Origin of the sequence: Streptomyces sp. NBC_00091 (assembly GCF_026343185.1) — a bacterium.
Lineage (GTDB): Bacteria > Actinomycetota > Actinomycetes > Streptomycetales > Streptomycetaceae > Streptomyces.
In genome coordinates, this window is sequence record NZ_JAPEMA010000001.1 from 5,768,572 (window position 1) to 5,794,734 (window position 26,163).

A 26,163-nucleotide genomic window follows, 5' to 3' on the forward strand; every position below is an offset into this window, starting at 1 on the left:
CGATCGGAATTTTCGTGATCGGAATTTCTTGATCGACAACGGGGTTCGCGTGTACAGACCACATATCAGGAGGCCTGACAGACATGGCACTTGAACACCACCGCGTAGTCATCACCGCCGCGGGGCGGGACTTCGGGCGGACCCTGGCCCTGAGTTTCGCCGCACGGGGCGCGGAGGTCCACCTCTCCGCCCGCACCCTCGAGGCCGCCGAGCGCGTCCGCGGGGAGATCCTCGCGCAGGGCCACGAGCCCGCCCGCGTGCACGCCTACGCCTGCGACCTCACGGACCCGGCGTCCGTACGGGAGTTCGCCGCGGCGGTGGCCGCCCGTACCGGCCACATCGACGTCCTGGTCAACAACGCCTCCCGCTATCAGCACGGGACGGACCTGCTGTCCGCCTCCGACGAGGACGTCGTCGACACCCTCGCCTCCGGGGCCACCGGCACCGTCCTGGTGACCAAGGCCTTCCTCCCCCTGCTCCGGAAGTCCGAGAAGCCGGACATCGTGACCATGGTCTCCGGCTGCGGCGAGGCCGGGAACCACCGCTCCGACGCGCACGACTCCTTCTATGCGGCCAAGAGCGCCCAGGCCGGATTCACCGAGAGCCTCTCGCGCCGGCTGCGCGGCGACGGCGTCCGCGTGATCTCCCTCTACCCGCCGGACTTCGACAACCACGACCCGCTCTCGCCGGCCTGGGAGGAGGCCCCGCGCACCGCGAAGGACCCGCTCACCGCGCAGTCCCTGGTGGACTGCGTCTTCTTCGCCATAGGCCAGCCCCGCGACTGCTTCATCAAGTCCTTCTACTTCGAGCAGCTCGGCGCGGACGCGCCGCACTGACCCGACCCCCCGCCCGGGCCCCGCACGGCCGTCGTGTGGAATATGTGCCATGGGGAGCCCTGAACACCAGATACGCCGCGCTCCGGCGGCCGGCCCGGCCCTGACGGCCCTGACGGCCCTGACGGCCCGGCCGCCGGAGCAGGCCGTCGCGACCGACCGCTGGCGCTACGCCCGCCACCTCGACCGGCTCGCCGCCGCCGGGGCGGCCGGCGCGGCGGCGGAGGCCGGGGCGGTGGCCGAGGTCCTGCGCGACGCGGACCCGGTGATGGCACAGAGCGCGGTCGTCACCCACCTGGACCGCCGGGCCCTGCGGCTGGCGCCCGGCGCCGGGTTCCACGACTGGGCCCGCGCCCTGCGCCGCGTACTCGACGGCCACGCCTTCCCGGCCCGCCGGCTGCGCGAATGGACCCTACTGAAGGCCATCGGGGCGGGCGGGGAGTGGTCGCCCGAGGAGCTGGCCGCCGCCTCCGACTGGTGCCAGCGCACCGCCTCCCAGTCCCGGGCCGGCGACGAGGCGCTGGCCCTGCTGGCCGCCTCCGGCCGCACCCGGCGCGTCCGCAACGCCGCGGCCAGACGGCTCCACCGGCGCGCCACCTCCTGAACCGGAACGCCCACGGGTTGTCCGGCGGGTCCCGGCGGACACCCCGTGAGCGTCAGAGGCCCTTGCGGACCCGGGCCGCGCGGCGGGCCTCGGCGGCCTGCCGGGCCTCGATGGTCTTACGGGACTCCTTGCCCTTGCCGGGCCGGCCCGGGCGCGTACCGATGCCGCGGAAGCCGAGGTCCGTACCGCTCGGGCGGCCCTTGGCGTCGGTCGGCGCGGCTCCGGCCAGCGGGACGCCGGAGGGGGCCTTGGCCCCGGTGATCCGGCTCAGCGCCGCCTCGCCGGAGCGCACCTGGGTGATGGTGGGGCGGATCTTCGCGTCGGCCATCAGGCGGACCATGTCGCGCCGCTGGTTGGGGGTGACCAGGGTGACCACCTTGCCGGACTCGCCCGCCCGGGCGGTGCGGCCGCCGCGGTGCAGGTAGTCCTTGCTGTCGGCCGGCGGGTCCACGTTGACCACGAGGTCGAGGTCGTCGATGTGGATGCCGCGGGCGGCGACGTTCGTCGCGACCAGGACCTTGACCAGCCCGTCCTTGAACTGCCCCAGGGTGCGGGTGCGCTGCGGCTGGGACTTGCCGCTGTGCAGCCCCTCCGCCCGTACGCCCATGGCCCGCAGGTGCTTCACGAACTGGTCGACCCCGTGCTTGGTGTCCAGGAACATGATCACCCGGCCCTCGCGGGCCGCGATCTCGGTGGCCGCCGAGACCTTGTCCGCCGCGTGGATGTGCAGCACGTGGTGGTCCATCGTGCCGACGGAGGCCGACTGCGGGTCCACGGAGTGCGAGACCGGGTCCTTCAGGTAGCGGCGCACGAGCTGGTCGACGTTGCGGTCCAGGGTGGCCGAGAACAGCATCCGCTGCCCGGCGTGGTGCACCTGGTCCAGGATCTCGGTGACCTGCGGCATGAAGCCCAGGTCGCACATCTGGTCGGCCTCGTCCAGGACGGTGATCTTCACCCGCTCCAGGTGCACGTCACGCCGTCCGACCAGGTCGCTGAGGCGTCCGGGCGTGGCGACCACGACCTCCGCGCCGGTGCGCAGCGCGCTCGTCTGGCGGCCGATGGACAGCCCGCCGACGACCGTGGCCATGCGCAGCTTCAGGGCCTGCGCGTACGGGGCCAGCGCCTCGGTCACCTGCTGCGCCAGCTCGCGGGTCGGTACGAGGATCAGCGCCAGCGGCCGCTTCGGGTCGGCCTGCTGCCCGGCCGTGCGGGCCAGCAGGGCCAGGCCGAAGGCGAGGGTCTTGCCGGAGCCGGTGCGGCCGCGGCCGAGGATGTCGCGGCCCGCGAGGGAGTTGGGCAGGGTGGCCGCCTGGATCGGGAAGGGCTCCCGGACCTCCTGGGCGGCCATGGTCTCCACCAGCTCAGGGGGCAGCCCGAGTTCGTCGAACGAGGCCACCGGGGGCAGCGCCGGGGTGGTGGACCGGGGCATGGCGAACTCGCCCTGCGGCCCGAGGGTCCGGGGGGCCTTGCCGGCACCCTTGGCTCCCGGCTTGGAGCCTGCCTTCGCTCCGGCCTTGATGCCGAAACGCCCGTGAGCTGACGGGTTCTTCATGCAGAACCTTCCGTGTGGAGAGGTGGGACGCGGGAGTGGGACGCGGGAGTGCGCGGCGGGAACGGCGACGAGCCGGGGTCCGTACCCCTCGGTACGGTCCCCGGCTCGTCGTACGCGTCCGCACCGGGCGGCGGCGCCCCGCGCCTCAAGTTTCCCGGCCATTTTACCAGTCGGTCACCGGCCCGGCCTGGGGTCGAGTTCCCCGGACCGCACCTGGGCGAGGTGAGCCCGCATCTCCACCGTCGCCCGGCCGAACCAGTCGGCGATGACGGCGATCTCGTCGGGGGTGTACTCGGCGAACACGGTCCCGAGCCGGTCGTAGAAGGGCTGGTAGGTGGCGATGACCCGGGCGGCGGACTCCGGGTCGGCCACCACGCGCACCCGCCGCCGGTCGGCGGGATCGGGCCGGCGGCTGGCGTACCCGGCCCGCTCCAGCCGGTTGAGCACCCCGGTCACCGCACCGGTGGTGAGGTTGGTCAGCCCGGCGAGATCACCGGCGGACAGCGGGTTGTCGCAGGCCGACAGGATGTGGGCGAGGCAGGTCAGGTCGGTGACGTTGATCCCGAGGAGCTGCGCCACCTCCTGCTGGCCGATGAGGCCGAGCGCGACGTACTGGTCCATGCGCGCGATCGCCTCCCCGGCCGTGGCCGCGGGACGGGGCTTGCCGTGCACCGAAATTCTCCTTAGCATCTAAGCTACTTAGCTCGTGAGATAAAAGATCCTTCTCCGAGCGTACTGCTGCCTGCCCTGACAGGGGGAATCATGAGCGCGCACGGCGACGTCGACCTCGGCCACACGGTGGCCGGCTGGACCGGGACCGTCCTGGCCCTGCTGGGCTGCACCGGAGCGGGTGTCGCCCTGTGCGCGGCCTGGACCCCGGGCATCTGGCTCGGCCTCGGCCTGGTCGTGCTGGCCGGGCTGGTCACCTGGCTGCTCCACCTCGCCGGGTGGGGCAAGCCCAGCGGACCGCGCCCGGCCGCCGCATGGGACTGGCGCACCCGGGACACCGCCGCCCGGACGGGGCACGAGAACTGCCTCGGCTGCCGGGTCAGCGGGCCGCGGCGAGCTGCCGTAGCAGCCCTCGCTCCTCGATCCGCCGCGTCGTTGCCCGCTGGGGATAGCAGCGCATGAACATCCGGGTGAAGTGCTCCCCGTAGTGGATGACGGTGTCCTCGTCGCTCCCGGCCGGGCTCGCGGGTGACAGCGGGCGCATCCGGGCGTCGAAGCGCGGCTCGTGGAAGTAGGCCAGCGCGTAGCGCTCCCGGTCGGCGAGCCGGACCCGGTGCGGGGTGGACAGCAGGGCGCCGCCCGTCAGGAACTGCAGGATGTCCCCCGGGAACACCGTCAGCACCCCGGGCACGGGGGTCACGTACCGCCAGCCGGGCGCGTCCTCGGCGAAGCCGGCGGTGCTCTCCCCGGGCAGCCAGTTGCGCGGCCGCCGCTCGCCGGGGACCGGGGGGCGCACGTACAGCCCGCCGACCTCGTCCTGCGCGGCGATCACGAGCAGCCCGTAGTCGGTGTGCGCGCCGATCCCGCGCTCGGTGGTCCTGGAGGCGGCCGGGAAGCGCAGCACCCGCATGTGGTGCCAGCCGCCCCGGGTCAGGGAGGCGAGCCGGCCGACGCCGGAGGTTTCCAGGCCCAGCCCGAGCGCCACCAGGGGCAGCAGCCGGTCGCCGAGGCCGCCCACCCCGGCCAGGTGGGCCTCCATGGCGGCGCGGTAGTCCGCGTCGGGCCAGGGCACCGGGCCGTGGCAGGGGCGGTCGTCCCCGGCGGGCAGGTCGGGGGTGAGGGTGAAGATCTCCGACGCGTCGCGCTCGCCCGCGGTGACCTCCTCGCCGGAGGCGACGTACCCGCTGTAGGAGTGGTCGTTGACGCACGCCGCCTTGGCCCGCGCGGGCAGGGCGAAGAACCGCCGGCTCGCCGCCAGCGCGGCCCGGGTCCTGGCCTCCTGCTCCGCGTCGGCCTCGATCTGGAAGATGCCGTCCCGCTGCCAGGCCTCGACCATGGCCCGGCCGAGTGCCACGTCCTGCGCCGTTCCCGTCACCCGGTGCGGTGCGCGGAATGTTGCGAAGCCGCTCATGTCCGTCCCCTTCTCGCCTCGGTGCCTGGAGTGTGGTGCCTCCCTATGGCACGGACGGGGCGGCCGGAAGTTCAATCCACCCCGGTTGGCCGCGCCCGGCGTGTGGCGCACGGGACGGGTGGGCAGTATCGAGACGGCCGCACGTGCGGCCCGAGTGGAACGTTGAGAAGGATCAGCCAGATGGCAACAGGCACCGTGAAGTGGTTCAACTCGGAGAAGGGGTTCGGGTTCATCCAGCAGGACGGCGGCGGCCCCGACGTGTTCGTGCACTACTCCGCCATCCAGACGGCCGGCTTCAAGGAGCTGGCGGAGGGCGCGGCGGTCGAGTTCGACGTCGTCCAGGGGCCCAAGGGGCCCCAGGCGGAGCAGGTGGTCGTGATCCGCTAGTGCTGTGGCCGGAAAGGTTTGCCGGGTCGCGGTGTCCGGTGCGGTGCATCGCAAGGCGGAGGACCGCGTCTCGTACTGGACGTACTTGCGCGGTCCGACAACGCGGCGAGGTGCCGTGCCGGGCGCCGTGACCCGGTGATCCATTCCGGTCACAGCACTAGCACCGCTTCACGGGTCCGGCCCGCGAGGAGCCCCCGCCGGTCAGCCGGTGGGGGCTCCGGCGCGGTGGAGGGCCAGCAGCAGGGTCCAGATCCGGTCGGCCAGCTCGGCCGGGGCCGCCGGGACCAGGCCGTGCAGCCAGTCCGCGAGGATCCCGGTGAAGGCGGCCGCCACCGCCGAGGCGACCAGCTCCGCGTCCGGGGCGCCGACGGCCTCGCGCTCGGCGCGGGCCCGGGCGCGCAGCTCCCGGTGCAGGCGCTCGCCCAGCGGCCCGGAGCCGCCCGGCAGGAGCAGGGCGCGGTACGGGGCCGCGTGTCCGGCCGCGCCGGCCAGGAAGGCGGCCAGGGCGGCCGGGGGGCGGGCCGGGGCGACCGAGCCCGGGCCGGTCTGCCAGGCGTGCAGGGCATCGACCGCCGCGTGCACGACCTCGGCGCAGGCGTCGACGGCCAGCGCGGGGAGGTCCTCGTAGTGCAGGTAGAACGTGGCCCGGCCGACCCCGGCCCGCCGGGCCACGGCGGAGACGCTCACCTGGTCGAGTTCCCGCCCCGCGCCGCACTCGGCGAGCAGGGCCTCGCGCAGCCGGGCCTTGGTGCGGGCGGTCCGCGGGTCCCCGGCGCGCGAGCCGCTCACGCCGCCGCCAGCGCGGCGGCCAGGGCGAGCGCGCCGGGCAGGGCCTGGGCGAGGAGGATCCGGCGGTTGGCGGTGGCGGCCCCGAACACCCCCGCGACGATCACGCAGACCAGGAAGAAGACCTGGGTGGCGAGGGACCCGATGACCAGCCCCCACACCAGGCCCGCGGCCAGGAAGCCGTTGTAGAGCCCCTGGTTCGCGGCGAGCGGCGCGGTCAGGCGGGCGGTGTCCGCGTCGAACCCAGACAGCGCTCGGCCCGGCGGCCGCTGCCACAGGAACATCTCCAGCACCAGGAAATACGCGTGCAGTGCGGCGACCAAGCCGACGAGAACCAGAGCGACCGTGTGCACGGCCCACCTCCCCTATGACCTACCCCGGACAAGACTTCCTGGACAACTGTACAGGAGATTTCCTGCACAGCTGTCCAGAAAGTCGGAGCCCGGGGAGGCTCGGGGAAACTTGGGGAAGCTCAGGGGGGCACCCCCCTTGCTCAGCCCTCCTCCCCTCCCTCCTCCCGCAGGGAGATCGCCGAGACCGGGCAGGCCCGCGCGGCCTCCCGGACCAGTGCGCTGCCGTGGCCGTCCGCACGGCCCTCGAGCACCTCGCCGAAGCCGTCGTCGTCCTGGGTGAAGACCTGTGGCGCGGTCAGCGCGCACTGGCCGGCCCCGATGCAGACGCCGTGGTCGATGGAGATCCGCACGCCGCTCACCACGCCACGGGGAGTTCGACCATGCCCTGGATGGTGTCCCCGGGTTTGAAGGGGATCCGGTCGGGCTCGGCCGCCAGGCGCAGGCCGGGCAGCCGCTCGAAGAGGGTGCCGAGGGCGATCTCCATCTCGGCGCGGGCCAGGTTCTGGCCGAGGCACTGGTGGATGCCGAAGCCGAAGGCCAGGTGGTGGCGGGTCGGCCGGTGCCAGTCGAGCGCGTCCGGATCCTCGAAGACCGCCTCGTCGCGGTTGATGACCGAGGTGGAGAAGATCACCCCGTCGTCCGGCCGGATCGTCACCCCGCCGATCTCGATGTCCCGCGTGGCCACCCGCAGCATGCCGTCGGCGATCGACAGGAACCGCATCAGCTCCTCCACCGCCTCCGACATCAGGGAGGGCTCGGCCCGCAGCTCGGCCAGCTGTTCCGGATGCCGCAGCAGGGTGAAGGTGCCGAGCGAGATCATGTTCGCCGTGGTCTCGTGCCCCGCGATCAGCAGGATCGCGGCCAGCGAGACGAGTTCCTCGACATCGGTCTCCCCGGTCGCCAGCCGGGTCGCGACCAGCTCGTCCAGCAGCCCGTCGCCCGGATCGGTGCGCTTGCGCCGGATCAGCGCCTCCAGGTAGGAGTCGAGCCGCTCCCGGGCGTCCTCCACGTCCGAGGTCCCGGGGCCGCGCAGCAGCCGCCGGGACTGCTCCTCGAAGAACTCGTGGTCCTCGTACGGCACTCCGAGCAGGGCGCAGATCACCATCGAGGGCACCGGCAGGGCGAAGGCGCCCACCAGCTCGGCCTGCGGGCCCCGGGCCACCATCGCGTCGATCAGCCGGTCCACCGTCTCCTGGATCCGGGGGCGCAGGGCCGCCGTCCGCTTGACCGAAAAGCTCGGGATCAGCATCCGGCGCTGCGTGTTGTGCTCGGGGTCGTCCACGCCGAGCAGGGCGGTCCGCCGGTTCTGCAGCCCCTTGAACCGGGGGGTGGGGGCGGGGAAGGTCTCCCTGGTCCGGTCGGTGGACAGCCGCCCGTCGGAGAGCAGGGCCCGCGCCTCGGCGTGGCCGGTGACCACCCATACGGAGCGGCCGTCGAAGAGGGTGACCCGCGAGAGCGGGCGCCCCTCCCGGAGCGGCCGGTACGCGGCCGGTGGGTGGTAGGGGCAGGTTCGGTCCTGCGGGAAGGCAACGGCATCGGACAGGGACTGGGACATGGCCTCGGACATGGAAAGCAACACCTCGCAAGCGATGGTTCCGTCTCGCCGGACTCCATTACATGCCTAAGGCACCTATCCCACCTATGCCACTTTCGGCCAGCCTGCCCGAGTTCACCCACAGGGCCCGTCGGGGGCCGTCGGGGGCCGTCGGGGGACTAGAGGTGGGCGTCCAGGAAGGCGCGCAGCTCGGCCATGTCCATCGGCCCCGCGTGGGTGGCCACCGCCTCGCCGGAGCGCAGCAGGACAACCGTCGGGGCGCCCGTCACGCCGTAGCGGCGGGTCGGCCCGGGGCAGCGGGTGATGTCGGTACGGATGGCTGTCAGCCGGGTGCCGTACTCCTGCCCCCGCACCAGCTCCGCGACGAGGTCGTCCAATACCCGGCAGGCCGCGGCGGCCTTCGGCCAGGTGCCGGTGAAATAGGCGAGGACCGGGTCCTGCGCCATGCCGACGATGAAGTCGAATTCCTGGTCCTCCAGCGGCCGGTGTACCCGACGGGCCATGGGTGGTGCTCCTCAGTTCGCGTCTGCCGTGACCGCCAGCCTAGGCGGTGGCCGGGCACGGCCCGGGCGCGGGCCGCCGGGGCGCGGGCTGCGGGGGCACGGGCCGCCCGTTGTCAGTGGCGGCTGTGAAGCTGGGCACATGGACGACAGGATGCTGCGCCGCCGGGTCTACGGCGCCGACCACGACGACCCCGATCCGGGCCCGCGCCCCGGCCACGTCTACGGCGAACTCGTGGGCGGCCCCCTCGACGGGCTCCTCCTCGACATCACCGGCTGGAGCGCCACCCGGCTGGCCGAGGAGGCCCGCCTCCCCACCGAGATAGGCCGCTACGGCTCCGGAGGAAGCACCCACTACCGCCGCCGCGCGGGGGAGCCGGACCGCTGGGACTGGTCGGGCGACAGTCCCTGAGGGCTCGACGGCACCGTCAGCGCCCAGGAGGGCCCCGCCTACCACTACGCCCTGCACGCGCTGATCTCCTCGTACCACCGAGCTGGCGGCCGAGTTCGTGGCCGCGCACGAGGCGGTCCTGGACCGGGTGGACGACCCGGAGGTCCGGGAGACGGCCGAGGTCTTCCTCAAGGTGATGCGCTTCGAGGCCGAGGAATGGGAGCAGGAGGCCGACGAGAGCCGGCGCAGCGACACCCTGTTCTTCTGGTGTGCCTGACGGGCCCGGCCCGAGCTCGTCGCGGCCCGGTGGCCGGTCCCGGGAAAGCTCCGAAGAAATTTTCCGGGAGCTGTCGATCCGGGCGTCTCCCGTTCGACGCAGAGGTGAGAGGCAGGGAAAGCCCCCGCCCTCGCGACCGAGGAGTCACCATGCCGCGCTTCATGACGCTGATCCGCATCGACGAGCAGGACCTGCCGCCCGAGAACTTCCCGCCCGACTTCGAGCAGCGCATGGGCGCCCTGATGGAGGAGATCACCAAGGCCGGGGTCATGCTCGACACCGCCGGGCTGCTCCCCACCTCCGAGGGCACCCGGATCACCTGGTCCGGCGGGAAGACCAGCTTCACCGACGGTCCCTTCACCGAGACCAAGGAGGTCGTCGGCGGATACGCCCTGCTCCAGTGCAAGGACAAGGCCGAGGCCCTCGAGTGGACCAAGCGGTTCCTGGAGACCCACCCGGCGGAGTGGACCGTCGGCGCCGAGGTCCGCGAGATCCAGGAGATGTGACCCGGCCACGGCCACGCCCGCGCCACGCGCCGCGTTTGCCCTGCCCCGTCACGGCTGCTCTGATGGGTGGCCGTGACGGCAGTGAGCGCGGCCCAGGCGGTCGAAACGGTGTTCAGGATCGAGTCCGCGCGGATCATCGCCGGTGTCACCCGCATCGTGCGCGACGTCGGGATCGCCGAGGAGATCGCGCAGGACGCCCTGGTCGCCGCCCTCGAACAGTGGCCTCGGTCCGGAGTCCCCGACCGGCCCGGTGCCTGGCTCATGGCCACCGCCAAGCACCGCGCCGTCGACCTCGTCCGCCGCAAGGAGACCTACGCGCGCAAGCTCGCCGAGGTCGGCCGCACCCTGGAGGACGTACCCCCGCCCGCCGAGCCCGCGGCCCCGGACGACATCGACGACGACCTGCTGCGCCTGGTGTTCACCGCCTGCCATCCGGTGCTGCGGACCGACGCCCGCATCGCACTCACCCTGCGCCTGGTCGGCGGGCTCACCACCCAGGAGATCGCCCGCGCCTTCCTGACCTCCGAGCCCACCGTCGCCCAGCGCGTCGTCCGGGCCAAGCGGGCCCTCGCCCAGGCCGGGGTGCCCTTCGAAGTCCCGTACGGAGCCGACCGCGAGCAGCGGCTGGCCTCCGTCCTCGAGGTCATCTACCTCGTCTTCAACGAGGGGTACTCGGCCACCGCCGGCGACGACCTCCTGCGCCCCGCCCTCTGCGAGGACGCCCTGCGCCTCGCCCGCGTCCTGGCCGCCCTGATGCCGGACGAGCCCGAGGTGCACGGCCTCGCCGCGCTGCTGGAGTTCCAGGCCTCCCGCACGGCCACCCGCACCGGCCCCGACGGCGAGCCGGTGCTGCTCGCCGACCAGAACCGGGCCAGGTGGAACCGGCTGCTCATCCGGCGCGGAGTGGCGGCCCTGCACCGCGCGGGTACCGGCCCCTACTCCCTCCAGGCCGCCATCGCCGGCTGCCACGCGGCGGCCGTGCGCTACGAGGACACCGACTGGGCGGCCATCGCCGCCCTCTACGGACGGCTCGCGGCGCAGCTCCCCTCACCGGTGGTCGAGCTGAACCGGGCGGTCGCCGTCTCCATGGCCGAGGGCCCCGAGGCCGCACTGCCACTGGTCGACGCCCTCGCCCGGGAGCCCGCCCTGCGCTCCTACCACCTGCTCCCGAGCGTCCGGGGCGACCTGCTGGAGCGGCTCGGGCGCGGGCGGGAGGCCCGCGCCGAATTCGAGAGGGCGGCCTCCCTCACCCGCAACGCCCGGGAGCGGGACCTGTTGCTGGGCCGCGCCGCAGCCCTCGGGGAGCTCAGCCCCTGACGCGCGCCGCCTCCGGCTCGGGCCGCCGGGGCGCCGTGAGCGCGACGGGCCGGCGGAAGCCGCCGGTGCGGGCGATGCTCTGCACGGTCAGCCGCAGCGCCTCCTGGAAGTCGCCCATCGTGCGGCGCGCGGCCGGGGTGTCCACGTACAGGGAGTTCATGTGCAGCCCGTCCGCGTCCCGCTGGAACCACGAGCAGGCCCCGTTGGCCCGCGCCGACCACACGTGCGTGGCGGGCCGCCACTCGTCGTGGCGCTCGGCGCCCTGGCAGCGCCGCATGTCGATGTACGAGAAGAAGTTGACCGGGTACGGCCAGGAACGCCCCGCGAACTCCTCCGGCGCCAGCAGCTGCCAGGCCCGTACGAACGGCACGTCGAGGTGGCGCATCATCTCGGTGAAGCCCGCCCGGACCCCGGTCATCACCTGGGCGAAGTCCTTGCCGGGGGAGGCGTCGAACTCGATCGGCAGGGTGTTGACGAACCAGCCCACCGAGTTGTTCCAGTCCTCCCGCCCGCGTTCGCTGACGGGCATGAACCCCCGGTAGACCCCGGGCCCGCCGGCATCGCGCAGACACACGGCCACCGAGCCGAGCAGCCCCATGAACGGCTTCGCGTCAACCTGCAGGCACGCCTTCTCGAACACCTCGGTCTCGGCGGCGTCCAGCAGCGTGGAGGCCTCGTTGACGATCGGGTACATCCGGTCCGGCTCCACGCCCAGGTCGAGCGGGAAGCGGGGGAAGAACTCCCCGCCCCGGGCCGTGAAGGACTTCCAGTAGTCCAGGCGCTCGTCGCCGGAGTCGATGGAGAGGTAGCGGCGGCGCTGCGCGTCGGCGAAGTCGAGATAGCTGGGCGCGGGCGGCAGCACGGCCTCCTCACCGCGCCGCAGTGCCTCGTAGGAGGTCAGCACGTCGTGGACGACGACCGGCATCGACATGCCGTCGCAGACGATGTGGTCGAAGGCCAGGTACACCGTCGCCGAGTCCGGGCGGAGCACCGCGCCCATGGTGAACAGCGGCCATGACAGGGTGTCGATGCTGCGCGTGAACCGCTCCCCGAGGAACTCGCGCAGCCGCTCGGCGGAGTCGAAGGTGGCCACGTACCGCGGCTCCACGGTGAGGTCGTCGACCGCCAGCGGTTCGCAGGCCAGCTCCCCGGCCAGCCGCCGGAACTCGCAGCGCAGCACCTCGTGCCGCTGTACGAAGGCCAGCAGGGCCCGGGTCAGGGCCGGTTCGTCGAGGGCCCCCTCGACCTCGAAGGTGACGGCCACCCAGGACGCCATGGGGTCGTCGTCCGAACGGCTCTCCTCGGCGACGGTGAAGTGCTTGTCCTGGTTGAAGGACGCCTTCTTGCCCTCCGCGTCACCCCGGTCCGGTCCCTGAGGTTCGGCCGTGGCCCGCAACTGCCACTCGACCAGGCGCCCCGGCGCCACGTGGTGCATCTCCAGAGGAAACTGCCGCATTACGTCATCCCTTCGCCCCCCGAGTCAGCCCCGAGCGCCTAACGACACCCGGGCCGCGGAAGTGACGCCCGAACTGCCGCCACCGGTCGGGACGGTGAACCAGGGGCCGGCTAGGGGGTGTTCCCCGGCTCCTCCTCGGCGGGGTCTTCGGCGGGGTCCTCGGCGGGGTCCTCGGCCGGGTCCTCGGCGTCGTCGCGCCGGACCTCGATGCGGTCGGCGGCCAGGTCGACCGCGACGCGGTGCTCCATGCCCAGGGCCTCCAGGAACTTCTGCGGGAGCTGTACCCGGCCGGTGCGGTCGAGCATCACGTACTCGCGCTCGCTGACCGACTCCGTGCCGTGTTCGTCGGTGACCGTGCGGCGCAGCACCTCGCTGCTGGTGCGGCCGTCGCGGATCGCCACCGTACGGCGCACCTCGCCCGCCACCATCGGGTCGTGGGTCACGATGACCACGGTGGCGCCCAGCTCCCGGTTCACCGTCCGGAAGGCCTCGAAGACGGCCGCGCCGGTCTCGGAGTCCAGCTCGCCGGTCGGCTCGTCGGCGAGCAGCACCGCCGGGTCGTTGGCCATGGCCACGGCGATGGCCACCCGCTGCTGCTGGCCGCCGGAGAGTTCGGCCGGGCGGCGGTCGCCGAGCGCGCCGATCTCCAGGGCCTCCAGCAGCCGGCCGACCCGGGCGGCCTGCCGCGCCCGGGCCCCGCGCCCGCCGCCCTTCAACTGCATGGGCAGGGCGATGTTCTGGGCGGCCGTCAGGAAGGGCAGCAGATTGCGGGCCGTCTGCTGCCAGACGAAGCCCACCGTCTCGCGCCGGTAGCGCAGGCGGTCGCGGGCGGACATCTCCAGCAGGTCGTAGCCGCCGACGGTGGCGGTGCCGGCCGTGGGCACGTCCAGCCCGGCCAGGATGTTCAGCAGGGTGGACTTGCCGCTGCCGGAGGCGCCGACCAGCGCCACCAGGTCGCCCTGGGCCACCGTCAGCTCCAGCCCCTGCAAGGCCTGCACCTCGATCCCGTCGCTGGTGAAGATCCGTACGAGGCGGTCGCAGGCGATGGCGGTCCCGGCGGCGTGCCCGCGCGGTTCGGCGGCGGCCAGGGCCTGGCGCCGCAGCTCCTCGTACGTGGGCGCTTCGGTGTTCAACGTTGGTCTCCCGCTCTCAACTCGGTGGTGATCTGTCGCCGGCCCGTTACCGCCGCCTCGGCGAGCACGGCCAGGGCCACCAGGCCCGCCAGGCCCAGCGCCTGCGCGAGCACCGGCCGCAGGCCGAGCCCCAGACCGGCCGGCACGGTGGCGCCGACCAGGGTCGACACGTCCACCGACGGGCCCAGCAGGGCGATGGCGGCGACCGCGGTCAGGGCGCCGCCGAGCGGGGCCGCCAGCACCTGCGGCAGTGATTCCGTCAGCACCAGCACCACGCCCTGCCGGGGCCGCAGCCCCATGGTCCGCAACCGGGCCAGCAGCGCGGCCCGTTCGGGGGCGGCCCGTACCAGGGTCAGCAGCACGGACAGCAGCGCGAAGCCGGCCGCCGCCGCCAGGGAGGTCCAGAACAGCTGCCCGGCCGCGTGCTGGAGGGGGTCGCCGGCGAGCTTCGCGGAGACCGCCGCGCTGGTGTGCACGAAGGTCCGCTCGGCGACGGAGGCCGGTGCATGGGCGCGGACCAGCTCGCGCAGCCGATCCTCGTCGACCGTGCCCAGGGCGAACCAGTGGTTGGGGTGCGCCGCCTGGGGCACCCGCGCGGTGACCGGCCCGGCCGGCACCACGACGACCGCCGCCTCCACGGACGGCTCCGCCGGGGTCCCCTCGACCAGGCCGACCGGCCGCGCCCGCAGCTCCACGCCCGCGAGGTGGATCCGGAACTCGCCACCGGAGTCCTTCCCGGCGAGGTTCTTGCTGATCAGCACCGGGACGGGAGCGTCCGCAGCGCCGCCCCCGGCGAGCCGGGCGGGGTCGAACCGCCCCCGGCCGGCGGCCTCGGACAGCGCGGCGTAGGCTGCCGGGTCGGCGACCACCGCCCTGACCCGGGTACCGGCCAGGTCGTCCGACATCAGGAGGGCGTCCCGGTCGGTCCACACCCCGAGGGAGCTCCGTACTCCGGGCAGCGCGCCCGCCGCCCGGACGAACTCCGGCGCCAGCTCCTCCCTGGGCGGGGCCGACACATGGGCGTCGCCCCCGACATCGCCCCGCGCCGCCTCCAGGCGGGCCCCGTCCACGGAGGCCAGTACGGCCGACCCGAACCCGCCCGTGGTCACCGCCAGCAGCAGCGCGATCAGGGGCAGTACGGAGGGACGCGCGCCTCCCGCGTTCCCCCGGGCTGCCCGCGCGAGCCCGAGGAAGCCGGTCAGGCCGCGCCCGCGCCCCGCGGCCCGGGCCGCCAGCCGCGCCAGCGGGGGCTGGATCCGGGCCAGCAGCAGCCCCCCGCACAGCGCGAGCAGCAGCGGGGCGGCGACGAGCAGCGGGTCCAGCCCGGCTCCGGCCGGGGCGACCCCGCGCCGGCGGACCTCGGCCACGGCGGCCGCGGTGGCGGCGAGGACCAGCAGCTCCGCCACCAGCCGGCGCCGCGGTGCGGCCGCGCGCGGGCCCGACAGCAGCACGAAGGCCCGTACCGGAAAGGCCAGCAGGGCCGCGAGCGCGACGGCCGCGGCCGAGAGCAGGCCGGGCGCCGACCGGGGGGTCGGCAGCAGCAGTACCCCGAGGGTCGCCGCGAGCACGGCGGCGGGCAGCACGATGACGGCCCCCTCGCCCAGCAGCCGGCGCAGGATGCCCGCGCGGGAGCCGCCCCGGGCCAGCAGCAGAGCCAGTTCGGCCTCCCGCCGGTCACCGGTGAGCCCGGCGGCCAGGCAGAACACCACGAGGGCGACACCCGCCACCCCGGCCGGTCCGATCGCGGCCAGTGGCGCGGCGGCCTGCCGGCGGGCCTCGGCGGCGGCGAACAGTTTCGGCAGTTCGGAGGTGATCCGGATGTCGGGGTGGCCGGATTCGGTGATCAGCCGGTTGGCCGTGGGGCCGGACACGTACGAGGCGATCTGCTCGGCGACCTCGGGCAGCCGCTCGGCGCGCAGGGCGCCGATGTCCACCGGCAGCCGCCAGAAGTCCGTCGCGAGGGTGCCCCAGCCCGCCAGCCGGCCGATCCCCTCGGGGCCGACCAGGGCGGACGCGTCCCACCAGGACTTCTCCTGCTTCTTGTCCCACTTGAGACAGGCCTGCACGAGGCAGGAGGTGTCGGTGTCGCTCCAGTAGACGTCGGCGGGGTCGGCCGGGGCGAACAGGCCGACGACCTCGATGCTCATCGGCGAGGCGATGTCCGAGGAGCCCTCCAGGACCGAGCCCACCTTGGCGCCGATGCTGTCGGCGGTGCTCTTGGACAGGGCGACCGGGACGGTTCCCTCGCCGCCGCCGCCGGACGGCCACCGCCCCTCGACCAGCCGGCTGTGAGAGGCGATCTGGGGCAGGTGCAGCAGGTCCAGGTTGGGCGCGATGTCCGACGGGCGGACGAGCCCGGGGCCCGCCAGGGAGCGCGAGTTCTTCGCGCGCACCCCGTACACGGGGCCGGAGTCCGCCAGGCGGTAATCCGGCCCGACGGCGGCGCGCAGGGCGGCCAGCGAGGAGTCCAGGAGCGCCGCGAGCTCCTCGCTCCGCGCGGTGGCGACGAGCAGGCTGCCCGGGCCCGGGCCCGCGGTCTGGGCGGTGGCGACCAGGCTGGTCGGGCCCGGGCCCTGCTCGGCCAGGTAGGCGCGCAGGGCCTGGTCCGCGCCCCGGTCGAGGGCGCGCGGCAGAGCGGTGGCCAGCAGGACGGAGACGAAGACCAGCACGGCCGACAGGAGCGTGGCCAGGGGCGCGGCGCGCAGCCGCGTCCGCACCCAGCCGGCCCCCGCGCCGTGGCCGCGCCCGGTGGCCGCGGCCGGGCGTGCCGCCCCGCCCCCGGGCCCGGTGGCCCGGCCGCCGGGCGGCTCCGGCCGGTCGGCCTCGCGGTGGGTGGTCGGGCCGGTCATATCTCCTCCACGTGGCGCAGACGGGCGGCGGCGCCCCGGGACGTGCGGTCGCCGCGGCCGCCGAGCACCGCCGACAGCAGCGGCACCGCGGCGATGACGGCGGCCAGCAGCAGGGTCCGCAGGTTCGGCAGGTCCACCAGGACCGCCGGCACCGGGCGCTGCGCGGCGGGGGTGAGCACCATCAGCGGCACCGTCAGGTGCACGATGGCCGCGCCCACCGCCAGTCCCACCCCGGTCCCGAGTGCGACCAGGACCAGGCCCTCGGCGGCGGCCGCCCGGGCCAGGCCCCGCCGGGGCGCTCCGAGGGCCAGGAGGACCGCGGACTCCCGGCCCCGCTGGCGCGCGGCCGCCGCCGAGGAGGCGGCGAAGCCGATGGCGGCCAGGACCGCGCTGGACAGGGCGAGCGCGGCCAGCGCGATGCGGGGGCCGGCGCTCAGCGGGTCGTTCAGCAGCCCGGCGGCCACCTCCTCGCGCAGCAGGACCCGGTGCGAGCCGGCCCCCGCCCGCAGTTCGGCGGCGGCCCGCGCGGGCGCGGGGTCGGAGGCGGAGGCCGCGGGCAGCCACCACTCGTCGGCGCCGGGCAGGGCCTGCCCGTCGGTGGCCGCGAGCAGCCGCCCGGCGGTGGCGAGGTCGACGGCCACCGCCCGGTCGCCGGACGCGGGCAGGGCTCCGACGGCGGCGGTGACCCGGACCGGGACGGTGGCCGAGCCGAGCAGCACCGGGATCCGGTCGCCGACCTCGGCCCCGACGGCGGTCAGATAGGCGCGGGTGGCGATGCCCGGCAGCTCGGCGGCGGCCGGCCCGCCGGCGCTGAGGCTGAGGTCGTAGCTGTTCATCGGGGCGCCCGTGTACCGCAGGCGCAGCAACGCGCCGTCGGCCGGCAGCAGCCGGGCGGCCGGGGTGTCCGTCCCCAGGACCGGGGCCACCAGGTTCCAGGCGGGCGCGGCGGCCTGGACGGGGACGGCCGGGCCGCCCGCCGTCTCCGTGACCGAGACCCGGCGCAGCGCCACTTCCGCGTCGACCGCCGACCTGCCGTCCGGCCGGTTGAGCCAGCCGGTCCCGGCCCCGTACGACAGGGTGAGCCCCGCGATGGACAGGGGTTCGGCGGCCGCCCCGAGCGGGGCCCCGGCCAGCGCCGCGACGTCCACGGAGAGGGTGCCCTCGCCGTTCTCCGGCAGCGTCTGCATCGGCGCCCGGTAGGTCAGCCCGAACCGGTCGCGCAGCAGTACGCCCAGCCGGGCGCCGCCGCTCGCGCCGGAGGCCCGCAGCGACACCTCGAGGTCGATCCGCTGCGGCCGGCCGGGCAGGACGATGCCCGCGCTGCCCGGGGCGTCGGCCGCCAGCGGGGCGAACAGCTTCTCCATCGGCTTCCCGTCCCGCAGGTCGGCCCGCAGCGGCACCCGCCGCGCGACGGCGGCGGCGTCCAGCGCGAGCAGCTCCCCGGTGGTACCGCCCGGCAGCCCGTGCGCGGAGCGCACCACCGGGATCATCCGGTCGCCGCCCGGCAGGGCCGCGTACCGGCCGCCCCGGCCGGCCGCGGCCACCTCGCTGCCGGTGATCCGCAGCCCGCCGGCGGTGGCGAACTCAGCCTGGTCGCGCTGCGAGGCGGACCACGCGGTGTGCTGGCCGAGGGCGAGGATGCCGCTGGACACCGAGAGCACCAGCAGCAGGACGGGCCCGGTGGCCCGGCCGGGGCGCCGGGCGAGCTGCCAGCCTACGAGCGCCGGGCCGAGCCCGCGGCCCCGGGCGGCGATCCGGCCGCCGAGCCGCGCGGCGAAGGGCAGCAGCCGCAGCACCAGGAGGGTGCCCGCGCACAGGGCCAGGGTGGGCGCGGCCACCAGGACCGGGTCGACGCCGAGTTCGCCGCCCGCCCCGGCGCCGCTCCCGCTGTAGCGGTCGAGCTGGCGGTACGCGAGGACGGCGAGCGCCACCACCGCGAGGTCGAGGCCGGAGCGGGCGGCCCCCGACACCACGGCCGCCCGGCGCCCGGCCCGGCGCAGCACGGCGGCCGTGGCCCCGCGCAGGAGGGCGGGCAGGGTGGTCAGCAGGACGCACGAGAGGGCGCAGCCGGCCGCGACCGGCCAGAGCAGCCATGCCTCCCCGGTCTCGACGGGGGCCTCGGCCAGCGGCCCGTAGCGGCCCGTCAGGCGCAGCAGCGGCGGGGTCAGCAGCGGGGCCAGGACCGCCGAGGGCAGGGCGAGCAGCAGCGCCTCGGCCGCCGAGAGCGCCCCGAGCCGGCGGCGGGAGGCGCCGCGGGCCGTCAGCAGGATCCGCTCCGGCTCCTGACGTTCCGTCAACAGGTGGGCGACCAGCAGCAGGGCGGCCCCGGCCAGCACCGCCAGCTGGAGCGCCCCGACCAGCAGGGTGGAGCGGGCCACGCGCTGTCCCGTCTCCAACGCGCCGAGGAAGTCCCGCAGTCCGGTGGTGACCGTGAGGCCGGAGGGGCCCTTGGTGTTGGTCTCCGGTGCCAGGGGGCGGATCCGGGCGACGTCGGAGGCGCGTGCGGAGCGGAAGTCGGGGGTCAGCAGGGTGGCGCGGCTGTTCTGCACGAGGGCGCCGGCGGTGAAGGCGGAGTCGTGGACGAGCAGCGGGCCGTAGCTGGTGAAGGAGCCGACCTGCACCTCGCGCCCGCCGAGCGGATCGAGCTGCCAGTACGGGGCGTCCGGCTCGGCCGCCCGGTAGACGCCGGTGACGAGTACGGTCAGGGGCGCCCCGCCGTAGCGGTCCTCCAGCCGGACCTCGGCCGGCAGGGGCTGTCCGGTCAGCCCGAGCCGGTTCAGCGCGGCCTGGGGCACGGCCACCGGGACGCGCCCCGGGCGGTCCCCGACGGCCTCGGGCCACTGGCCCGCGAGGAGCCGTACGCGGCCCGGGTCGAGGGCGGCGAGCAGGGTCAGGTCGGGCTCCTTGCCGGGGGCGCGGGTGCCCGGCAGACCGTACGAACGGCTGCGCGCCAGGCTCTCGACACCGACGGGCACGCTCCCGAACAGGCCGTCCGCGAAGCCCCGTACGGCCGTGTCGTCCCCGGACCGGGCGGCCACCGGGTGCTCGCCGGAGAGGACCACGGCGGTGTTCGACCGGCCGGCCGGGTTCGCCAGCGCCTGCCGCACACCGGCGTCGCCCACACCCCGGGTGAAGGCGAGGAGCGCGGTCAGCGTGGTCGTGGTGATGAGCGCGGCGAGCAACACGGCGGCGGCGAGCGGCAGTCGCCCGCGCAGCCGGCGCACGACGAAGCCGATCATGTGCCTGTTCCTTCCCCCCGAACCGGACCATTGGCACCGGATAGCGGACGATGCTGTCAGATTCGGTCCAGGAGAGGAAGGGACTTGCGTGAGTGATGTGACAGATGAGCAAATTCGGACGTGAGGTGACGAAGAGTGCCGACCGAGGGGGAGCCCACATGACGAAGCAGCGGGACCGACGGGACCAACAGGACCAACAGGACCGACAGGACACCGCGACCACCGCGGCACCCATGATGGTGGTGCGCGATCTCCGCAAGAGCTTCGGCAGCGGCGCCAACGCCGTACACGCCCTGCGCGGGGTCTCGTTCGAGGCGCGGCGCGGTGAACTCACCGCGCTCAAAGGCCGGTCGGGCTCGGGCAAGACCACCCTGCTGAACCTGGCCGGCGGCCTCGACACCCCGACCTCGGGCTCCGTCGAACTCGACGGCACCGACCTGTCCACCCTCGACGAGAGCGGTCTGCTCGCGCTGCGCCGCGACCGCATCGGCTTCGTGTTCCAGTCGTTCGGGCTGATCCCGGTGCTCACCGCCGCCGAGAACGTCGGGGTCCCGATGCGGATGCGCAAGATCCCGGCCCGGCAGCGCGAGGAACGCGTCCGCACCCTGCTGGCCCTGGTCGGCCTGGCCGAACACGCCGGACAGCGCCCCGGGGAACTCTCCGGCGGTCAGCAGCAGCGCGTGGCCCTGGCCCGCGCGCTGGCCAACGAACCCGCCCTGATCATCGCCGACGAGCCCACCGGCCAGCTGGACTCCGAGACGGGCCGCTCCATCATGCGGCTGCTGCGCGCGGTGGTCCGCAGCGAGGGCGTCACCGCCCTGGTCGCCACCCACGATCCGCAGCTGATGGAACTCGCCGACCGGGTGGTCGAGTTGCGCGACGGCCAGGTCGTCGAGCCGGCCGCGCCTTCGCACTGACCGGCGGCAGCGGCGCCCGCACCCGGGCCCAGAGCTCCAGCAGCAGCCGCACCGGGCGCGAGGCCGCGGCCAGCTCCCAGCGGCGGCCGTCACGGGCCCACCGGTCCAGGACGTCGAGCAGGGCCGAGTCGCAGAAGGTGACCTGGGCCGCGTCCAGGACGAGGCGGCGGGCGCCGAGGGCGGCGGCCTCCTCGAAGAGGCCGTGCAAGGGGGCGCAGCTGTAGTGGTCGAACTCCCCGGCCAGACCGACGGCGAGGACTCCGTCGCGGAGCGTGGACCGGATGCGGGGGAGCGGCGGGCCGTTCACGCCCCTCCAACGGGCCACGCCCCGCACGGGAACCGGCGCCCCGGCGCGATTCACCCGCGCGGCCGTGGGGCGCGGGCGCCCCGGGCGGGCGGCCATGACGGAAAGTGGGGCGCGTGGATGCCGATGCGGAACTGGATCTGGACGAGATCGTCGACGCGCTGTACGTACCGCACCCCGCGCGGTTCACGGCGGCGCGGGACCGGGCCGCGGCCCGGGTGAAGGCGGCCGGGGACCCGGCGGCGGCGAAGCGGATCGCGCGACTGCGGCGGCCCACGCTCGCCGCCTGGGCGTCGAACGGGCTCGTACGGGCGAAACCGGACGAGGCCGAGCAGTTCCTCCAGCTCGGGCAGGCGCTGCGCGCGGCGCACCGGTCCCTGGACGGGGAGCGGCTGCGGGACCTGTCGCACCAGCAGCACGTGGTGATCGGGGCCCTCGCCCGGGAGGCCGCCCGGCTGGCCGAGGAGGCGGGGACGCCGGTCTCCGAGACCGTGGTGCGGGAGGTGGAGCACATCCTGCACGCCGTCCTGGCCGATCCCGGGGCGGCCCGGGAGTGGGCCTCGGGCCGGCTCGTACGGTCCCCCGCGCCGGTGTCGGAGTTCCCGGCGGTCGACCCGGACGTGACGCTCCCACCCGGGCCGGAGCCGGAGCCGGAACCGGAACCCGCCGCCCCGGCCCCGGAGCCCGCCGACCCCGCCCGCGCGGCACGGCTGGCGGCGGCCCGGGCCGCCGCCGAGGACGCCGCGTGGGCCGTCTCCGCCCGCGAGGACGAGCTGCGGGTGGCCGAAGAGGCCCGGCAGCACGCCGTGGCCCGGGCCGCCGAAGCCGACGCCGTGGTCGCCCGGCTGGAGGGGGAGGCCGAACAGGCGCGGGCCGCGCGGGACCTCGCGTACGCGGCCGTGTCCGAGGCGGAGGCGCGCCACCGGGAGGCCGGCCACGTGGCCCACGAGGCCCGCCTCGCGGCGTCGGCCGCCCAGCGCCGCCTGCGCCGGATGTAGGGGGGCGTCCGGGCGCGGTCGCCCCCTCCCGCCGCCCCTGAAATCCGCTGTCCGGTTACCGGAGAGGTGATAGACAACCGGAGCGGGAAACACTCTCCACGAGATAGCGGTGCACACCTACGACGCTCAGCTCACCGCGGGTGCCCCGCAGTCGCTGCCGGACGAGGTGGCACTCGATGGTGTCGAGGAGTCCTGTCCACCTGCTGCGCGACGACGGCAGCCTGGCCGCACAAGCACACTGCCTTCGACTTCCACGCCACCGAGGGCCGCTCCTGGCGCCTCACGGTCGACGGCGACGGCGCACCCGCCGGGCCCGTGGCGGGCGGCGATCAGACGGCCGGGGCACCGGCGCGGGGGGTCCCGCGGCCCGCCACGGGGACGAGCTGCCCGGTGGCCGCGAGCGCGAGCCGGGAGAACAGCGTGCCCGAGAAGCCGAACAGCAGGGCGATCGCCAGGGAGATCGGCCGCGCGGGAGAGCCCCAGGAGTTGTCCAGGAACACCTGGCCCAGGAGGTTCAGCTCGGGATCGGCGAGCATCCGCACCAGCAGCAGCCCACCGGGCGCGGCCAGCGCGCCGCCGACCGGCGCCAGCACGAGGACCCCCCAGGAGGCGGGCCGTTGCGCTCGCATGACACCGATCAGCGGCGACAGGAACCCGCCCAGACCCCCGAGGAGGAGGGACAGGCGGTGGTCGAGCACCAGGCCGATCAGCAGCACCGCCCCGAGCCCGGTGAGGGCCAGCCACAGCGCGATCCGCTGGAGCTCGTACTCGCGCTCGAACTCACCGTCCTCCTGCCAGGAGAGCTGTTCGGTGACGGCGATCAGCAGGGCGCGCTCGGCGGCGGGATCGCCGGCGTGCGCGGCGAGTTCCGCCGCGAGGGAGCCGCCCGCCGGGTCCCCGTCGGAGCCGAGGCGCAGCCGTAGGGCGCGGCAGCGCACGGCGATCTCCTCGGGCCCCTCCAGCCGCAGCAGCTGCGCCTCGACCTCGTGCAACGCCCGCCAGGCGGAGGCCAGTTTGGACAGCGGGATGGCGACCACCCATCGCTGGGGGAGCAGCCGCCAGGCCACCTGGCCGTTCCTCTCGAGCCGGTCCAGCCGGCCGGTGACCGCCGCCAGGGAGGCGGCCGCTCCGGCGGATCCTGGCTGCGCGGCCGCACACACCTCGACCCGGGCGCGGCAGCTGTGGATGCGTGCCTGGAGCAGGCGGTAGCGAGGAGCGGCGATCAGACCCCGGCTGGTGATGTACACCACCACCAGATAGCACCCGCAGACCAGCCACAACGCCCAACGCCCCTGCTGTACGACGTACTCCACCACGCGGGTCCCCCTCCTCGGCGCACGGCCGTCGCCCACGACCCGCCAAGGGGCATCCTCCACCGCGGCAGGGCCCGCTGTCAGGGATTCGGCCCCTTCTCCGCCGGCGCCGGGAAGCGGGCCAGCTCCCGCATCAGGGAGACCGGCAGCGCGGGATGGGCGGCAGCCGCCTCGGCCACCTGCCAGTCGGGATCGTCCAGCAGGGCGCGCAACTCCCCGGCCGGCAGCGCCGGGTGCGCGGCGGCATGGAGCCGGGCCTTGCCGTCGGTCAGGCACGTGCGCAACGCGGCCGCTGTGGCGCGGGGATGCCCCGCGACCGTCCGCAACACCCCACGCAGCGGCGGGTCGTGGCGTACGAGCTCCTCCAACAGGTCCGCCGGCACGTCGGGGTTGGCCGCCACCTGCGCGTGGATGCGTACGCCGTGCCGTGCGACCATCGCGCGCAGCAGGCCCGGGGCCAGCCCGGGGTGGGCGGCGACGGCCCCGACCACCTTCTCGTCCGGATCGGCGGCGAGTGCGTCGCGCACCCCGGGCGGCAGATCGCGCCGCTGGGCCACGAGCATCCGTACGCCCGGCTGCGCGGACGCGGCCAGCTCCTCGACCTCGGTGGCCGGGGCGGCGGCGATCCGGGGCAGCGGCTCAGCTCCGGCCCGCAGCCCACCGGCCAGGCCGGACAGTACGTCCAGCGGCAGGCGCGGGTGCCGGGCCAGGCCGCGCAGCACCTCCGGGTCCCGCCCGGTGGCGAGTTCCCGGATCAGTGCCTCATCGATGGACGGGTTCCCGGCGACGGCCCAGCGCACCCCGGGGACCGGATCACGGGCGAGCCGCGCGTACACCTCGCCGGGGAGCCCGGTCCGTGCGGCCACGGCCTGGCGCAGCGACGACGAGGGGTCGGCGGTGAAGAGGGCGACGGCCTCGGCCGGGGTCGCCGGGTTCTCGAGGGCCGCCCACCGGGTGTCGTGCTCCGTGGACCGGTGGGAGCCGTCGCAGGCGGCGCCCCCGCGCAGGTCACAGTCGGTGCGCGGGCAGTACGGGTCGTGGACGAAGGGTGTGGGCTCGCGGTCGCAGACCAGGCAGGACGCGGCCGGGGGCAGCCCCTCCCCGGTGAGCAGGGCGGCGAGGAGGTCCGGCGGCAGCCCCGGGTTGGCGGCGGCCGCGCGGCGCACTTCTGCGTGCGGATGGGCCGCGAGCCGGGCGGCCACGGTCGGGTTCGGAGTCGCGAAGAGGGCCAGCTCCGTCACCACGTCGAGCTCCGGGTCGGCGGCCAGGACCGCCGTCACCTCGGGCGGCAGGCCTGGGCAGGCCGCCAGCTTCGCCCGGAGGGCGGCGTCGGGGCAGGCGGCGAGGAGGCACGGCCACTGCGGTAGCCCCCGGCCCTCCTCGAGCAGGGCGATGGCCGCAGCCGGCCGAGCGAGGGGATCGACATCGGCGGCGTGCAGCCGCCCCCGGTAGGCCAGGGTGACGGCGAGGCCCTCGTCGTGCGCGGCCAGGGCCAGGACCTGGTCACGGGCGAGGTCCTTGCGGCCGGCCAGTTCGGAGCCCAGCAGGCCGTCCTCACCGCCGCCCGCCGCCGGGGAGACGGCCAGCGCGATCAGCCGGTCCAGCAGATCGGGGGGCAGAGCGGGGTTTGCGGCGAGACCGTTCAGGGTGGGGTTCATGGGGTCGGCTCCTCGTAGGCCGCCGCGCGCAGGGCTTCGGTCAGGGGCGCGGCGTAGGGCCGAACCCTCGGGCGGGACCGGCGAGATGTGCGGGACCGGGGTGGCGCCGACACCTGCCCCGGCCGGGGTCTGCGCGAAGAAGCATACGGTGGTGGACGCGGTGATCCGCAGCCCGAAGCGGGCCCGGGCCGCGTACCGGGCAGGGAAGGCCCCGTCGGGAGCCGGCCCGGTACCCGGCGGTCGTCGGCCGGCTGGGCGACGACCGCGGCGCGGCGGCCCCTACCCGGTGACCGGGTCTCAGCGGTCCCCGCTGCCCGGGTGGCGTTCCAGGGGGGTGGCTACTGCCGAGTTGCTCACACTGAAGGTGACGGTGCCCGCGCGGTAGCGGTCGTCGGACCACTCGATCGGGCGGCCCGTGCGCGTCGCGGAGACGTGCCGTTGGCGCAGCAGCGGGCTGCCCCGCCGGATCTCCAGCAGCCGGGCGTCCTCGCTGCCCGCCGGGAGCGCGTCGATGAGGTGCTCGCCGTACTGGGCCACGATCCCGGAGTCCGCCGCCAGGCTGTCCATCACCGAGCGGCAGTCCGGCGCCAGCGCCTCGACGGCCGCCGCCACCCAGTCGGCGTAGGCGGTGCGCTCCACCATGGTCGGTTCCCCGTCGAGCATCCGCAGCCGCAGGGCGGCGAGGATCTCCGTACCCGGCGGCAGCGCGAGCCGCTCCGCCTCCTCGGGCGTCGCGGGCCTGCGGGTCCGGGACAGGAAGCGGCTGCGGGCCTCGTGGCCGACCCCCTCGGCCCACTGCGCGAAGCTGTTCAGCTCGCCGAAGCTGTGCCGGCGCTCGTGGCGCAGAACGATCCTGCGCGCGCCCTGGCTGGAGCCGACCAGCCCCTCGGCGGCCAGGCTCGCGACAGCCTGGCGGACCGTGCCGCGCGAGACGGACCAGCGGGCCGCCAGGTCGCTCTCGGAGGGCAGCCGGGCGCCCACCGGGTACTCCCCGGACAGGATCGCCCCGCGCAGCGCCTCCGCGATCTCCAGATACCGCACCGTCCCCATGCCGTTCGCCCCCTGATCACCGTGTGCCGAAAGGGCGCGGTGCGCCCGACGGACATGGTGCGCCCGTCGCCGCGCGTGCGCCGCTCATGATCATTCCAGCAGGTT

At 75.2% G+C, this 26,163-nt stretch carries 26 protein-coding genes and 1 pseudogene; 11 read left to right on the forward strand and 16 right to left on the reverse strand.

The genetic code is table 11. The features are described 5' to 3' along the window. Window positions 1-83 precede the first annotated feature (83 nt). On the forward strand, window positions 84-836 hold the full coding sequence (locus OOK34_RS26565) for an SDR family oxidoreductase (protein ID WP_267036374.1): 753 nt from the start codon (window positions 84-86) through the stop codon (window positions 834-836). A gap of 49 nt (window positions 837-885) precedes the next feature. Further along, window positions 886-1,437: a hypothetical protein gene (locus OOK34_RS26570; protein WP_267036375.1), complete on the forward strand. Its 552-nt coding sequence runs from the start codon at window positions 886-888 to the stop codon at window positions 1,435-1,437. Between the two features lie 52 nt (window positions 1,438-1,489). Here OOK34_RS26570 and OOK34_RS26575 read toward each other — a convergent pair whose 3' ends face one another. Further along, a complete protein-coding gene (locus OOK34_RS26575; RefSeq protein WP_267036917.1) occupies window positions 1,490-2,866 on the reverse strand; it encodes a DEAD/DEAH box helicase in 1,377 nt (458 codons plus the stop codon). Window positions 2,867-3,163: 297 nt separating this feature from the next. Beyond that, window positions 3,164-3,661, reverse strand: coding sequence for a MarR family transcriptional regulator (locus OOK34_RS26580; protein WP_267036376.1), 498 nt, complete (start codon window positions 3,659-3,661; stop codon window positions 3,164-3,166). A gap of 90 nt (window positions 3,662-3,751) precedes the next feature. Between OOK34_RS26580 and OOK34_RS26585 the strand changes: the two genes are divergently transcribed. After that, entirely contained in the window at window positions 3,752-4,120 is a 369-nt protein-coding gene (locus OOK34_RS26585) for an HGxxPAAW family protein (RefSeq protein WP_267036377.1), read from the forward strand. Here the strand turns inward: OOK34_RS26585 and OOK34_RS26590 are convergent. Next, the gene (locus OOK34_RS26590) at window positions 4,038-5,069 is read right to left on the reverse strand and encodes a 2-oxoglutarate and iron-dependent oxygenase domain-containing protein (RefSeq protein WP_267036378.1); all 1,032 of its coding nucleotides are present in this window, start codon (window positions 5,067-5,069) and stop codon (window positions 4,038-4,040) included. The genes OOK34_RS26585 and OOK34_RS26590 overlap by 83 nt on opposite strands. A gap of 180 nt (window positions 5,070-5,249) precedes the next feature. Here OOK34_RS26590 and OOK34_RS26595 point away from each other — a divergent pair, with 180 nt between their 5' ends. After that, entirely contained in the window at window positions 5,250-5,456 is a 207-nt protein-coding gene (locus OOK34_RS26595) for a cold-shock protein (RefSeq protein ID WP_267036379.1), read from the forward strand. 201 nt (window positions 5,457-5,657) lie between these two features. Here OOK34_RS26595 and OOK34_RS26600 read toward each other — a convergent pair whose 3' ends face one another. The 5 genes from OOK34_RS26600 to OOK34_RS26620 all read right to left on the reverse strand — a co-directional run bounded on the left by OOK34_RS26600 (window position 5,658) and on the right by OOK34_RS26620 (window position 8,653). Next, a complete protein-coding gene (locus tag OOK34_RS26600; RefSeq protein ID WP_267036380.1) occupies window positions 5,658-6,245 on the reverse strand; it encodes a TetR/AcrR family transcriptional regulator in 588 nt (195 codons plus the stop codon). Beyond that, window positions 6,242-6,595: a DUF1304 domain-containing protein gene (locus tag OOK34_RS26605; RefSeq protein ID WP_267036381.1), complete on the reverse strand. Its 354-nt coding sequence runs from the start codon at window positions 6,593-6,595 to the stop codon at window positions 6,242-6,244. The genes OOK34_RS26600 and OOK34_RS26605 overlap by 4 nt, the downstream gene beginning before the upstream one ends. A gap of 140 nt (window positions 6,596-6,735) precedes the next feature. Beyond that, window positions 6,736-6,945 carry a ferredoxin gene (locus OOK34_RS26610; protein ID WP_267036382.1) on the reverse strand — a complete coding sequence of 70 codons (210 nt, stop codon included), beginning with the start codon at window positions 6,943-6,945 and terminating at the stop codon, window positions 6,736-6,738. 5 nt (window positions 6,946-6,950) lie between these two features. Next, complete coding sequence (locus OOK34_RS26615; protein ID WP_267036383.1) at window positions 6,951-8,162, reverse strand: cytochrome P450; 1,212 nt, start codon at window positions 8,160-8,162, stop codon at window positions 6,951-6,953. A gap of 146 nt (window positions 8,163-8,308) precedes the next feature. After that, window positions 8,309-8,653, reverse strand: coding sequence for a co-chaperone YbbN (locus OOK34_RS26620; RefSeq protein ID WP_267036384.1), 345 nt, complete (start codon window positions 8,651-8,653; stop codon window positions 8,309-8,311). 139 nt (window positions 8,654-8,792) lie between these two features. Here OOK34_RS26620 and OOK34_RS26625 point away from each other — a divergent pair, with 139 nt between their 5' ends. The 4 genes from OOK34_RS26625 to OOK34_RS26640 all read left to right on the forward strand — a co-directional run bounded on the left by OOK34_RS26625 (window position 8,793) and on the right by OOK34_RS26640 (window position 11,141). Next, the gene (locus tag OOK34_RS26625) at window positions 8,793-9,062 is read left to right on the forward strand and encodes a hypothetical protein (protein ID WP_267036385.1); all 270 of its coding nucleotides are present in this window, start codon (window positions 8,793-8,795) and stop codon (window positions 9,060-9,062) included. A gap of 97 nt (window positions 9,063-9,159) precedes the next feature. Beyond that, a complete protein-coding gene (locus tag OOK34_RS26630) occupies window positions 9,160-9,318 on the forward strand; it encodes a hypothetical protein (RefSeq protein WP_267036386.1) in 159 nt (52 codons plus the stop codon). 149 nt (window positions 9,319-9,467) lie between these two features. Beyond that, a complete protein-coding gene (locus tag OOK34_RS26635; RefSeq protein ID WP_267036387.1) occupies window positions 9,468-9,824 on the forward strand; it encodes a YciI family protein in 357 nt (118 codons plus the stop codon). Window positions 9,825-9,905: 81 nt separating this feature from the next. Then, window positions 9,906-11,141: an RNA polymerase sigma factor gene (locus OOK34_RS26640; protein ID WP_267036918.1), complete on the forward strand. Its 1,236-nt coding sequence runs from the start codon at window positions 9,906-9,908 to the stop codon at window positions 11,139-11,141. Here the strand turns inward: OOK34_RS26640 and OOK34_RS26645 are convergent. The 4 genes from OOK34_RS26645 to OOK34_RS26660 form a co-directional block, all read right to left on the reverse strand. Continuing rightward, on the reverse strand, window positions 11,131-12,597 hold the full coding sequence (locus OOK34_RS26645) for a condensation domain-containing protein (protein ID WP_267036388.1): 1,467 nt from the start codon (window positions 12,595-12,597) through the stop codon (window positions 11,131-11,133). The genes OOK34_RS26640 and OOK34_RS26645 overlap by 11 nt on opposite strands. 110 nt (window positions 12,598-12,707) lie before the next feature. After that, the gene (locus OOK34_RS26650) at window positions 12,708-13,685 is read right to left on the reverse strand and encodes an ABC transporter ATP-binding protein (protein WP_267036919.1); all 978 of its coding nucleotides are present in this window, start codon (window positions 13,683-13,685) and stop codon (window positions 12,708-12,710) included. 41 nt (window positions 13,686-13,726) lie between these two features. Beyond that, on the reverse strand, window positions 13,727-16,579 hold the full coding sequence (locus OOK34_RS26655; RefSeq protein ID WP_267036389.1) for a hypothetical protein: 2,853 nt from the start codon (window positions 16,577-16,579) through the stop codon (window positions 13,727-13,729). After that, the gene (locus OOK34_RS26660) at window positions 16,576-19,818 is read right to left on the reverse strand and encodes an FtsX-like permease family protein (RefSeq protein ID WP_267036390.1); all 3,243 of its coding nucleotides are present in this window, start codon (window positions 19,816-19,818) and stop codon (window positions 16,576-16,578) included. Before OOK34_RS26660 ends, OOK34_RS26655 begins: the two co-directional genes overlap by 4 nt. A 233-nt stretch (window positions 19,819-20,051) precedes the next feature. On the opposite strand from OOK34_RS26660, the gene OOK34_RS26665 reads away from it, so the two are divergent. Next, window positions 20,052-20,735, forward strand: a complete 684-nt coding sequence (locus OOK34_RS26665) for an ABC transporter ATP-binding protein (protein ID WP_267036920.1) — start codon at window positions 20,052-20,054, stop codon at window positions 20,733-20,735. Here the strand turns inward: OOK34_RS26665 and OOK34_RS35505 are convergent. After that, window positions 20,629-21,138: an STAS domain-containing protein gene (locus tag OOK34_RS35505; protein ID WP_353963385.1), complete on the reverse strand. Its 510-nt coding sequence runs from the start codon at window positions 21,136-21,138 to the stop codon at window positions 20,629-20,631. The two genes, OOK34_RS26665 and OOK34_RS35505, sit on opposite strands and share 107 nt — an antisense overlap. 17 nt (window positions 21,139-21,155) lie before the next feature. On the opposite strand from OOK34_RS35505, the gene OOK34_RS26670 reads away from it, so the two are divergent. Together OOK34_RS26670 and OOK34_RS26675 are read left to right on the forward strand one after the other, a co-directional pair. Continuing rightward, a complete protein-coding gene (locus OOK34_RS26670) occupies window positions 21,156-22,037 on the forward strand; it encodes a hypothetical protein (protein ID WP_267036391.1) in 882 nt (293 codons plus the stop codon). An 82-nt stretch (window positions 22,038-22,119) separates the two neighbouring features. Further along, a pseudogene (locus tag OOK34_RS26675) lies at window positions 22,120-22,340 on the forward strand (hypothetical protein); the annotation flags it as partial. 26 nt (window positions 22,341-22,366) lie between these two features. On the opposite strand, the gene OOK34_RS26680 reads toward OOK34_RS26675, so the two are convergent. The 3 genes from OOK34_RS26680 to OOK34_RS26690 form a co-directional block, all read right to left on the reverse strand. Beyond that, on the reverse strand, window positions 22,367-23,353 hold the full coding sequence (locus OOK34_RS26680) for a hypothetical protein (RefSeq protein ID WP_267036392.1): 987 nt from the start codon (window positions 23,351-23,353) through the stop codon (window positions 22,367-22,369). Between the two features lie 77 nt (window positions 23,354-23,430). Then, window positions 23,431-25,008, reverse strand: coding sequence for a hypothetical protein (locus tag OOK34_RS26685; protein WP_267036393.1), 1,578 nt, complete (start codon window positions 25,006-25,008; stop codon window positions 23,431-23,433). 297 nt (window positions 25,009-25,305) lie between these two features. Continuing rightward, on the reverse strand, window positions 25,306-26,058 hold the full coding sequence (locus tag OOK34_RS26690) for a GntR family transcriptional regulator (protein ID WP_267036394.1): 753 nt from the start codon (window positions 26,056-26,058) through the stop codon (window positions 25,306-25,308). Window positions 26,059-26,163 lie beyond the last annotated feature (105 nt).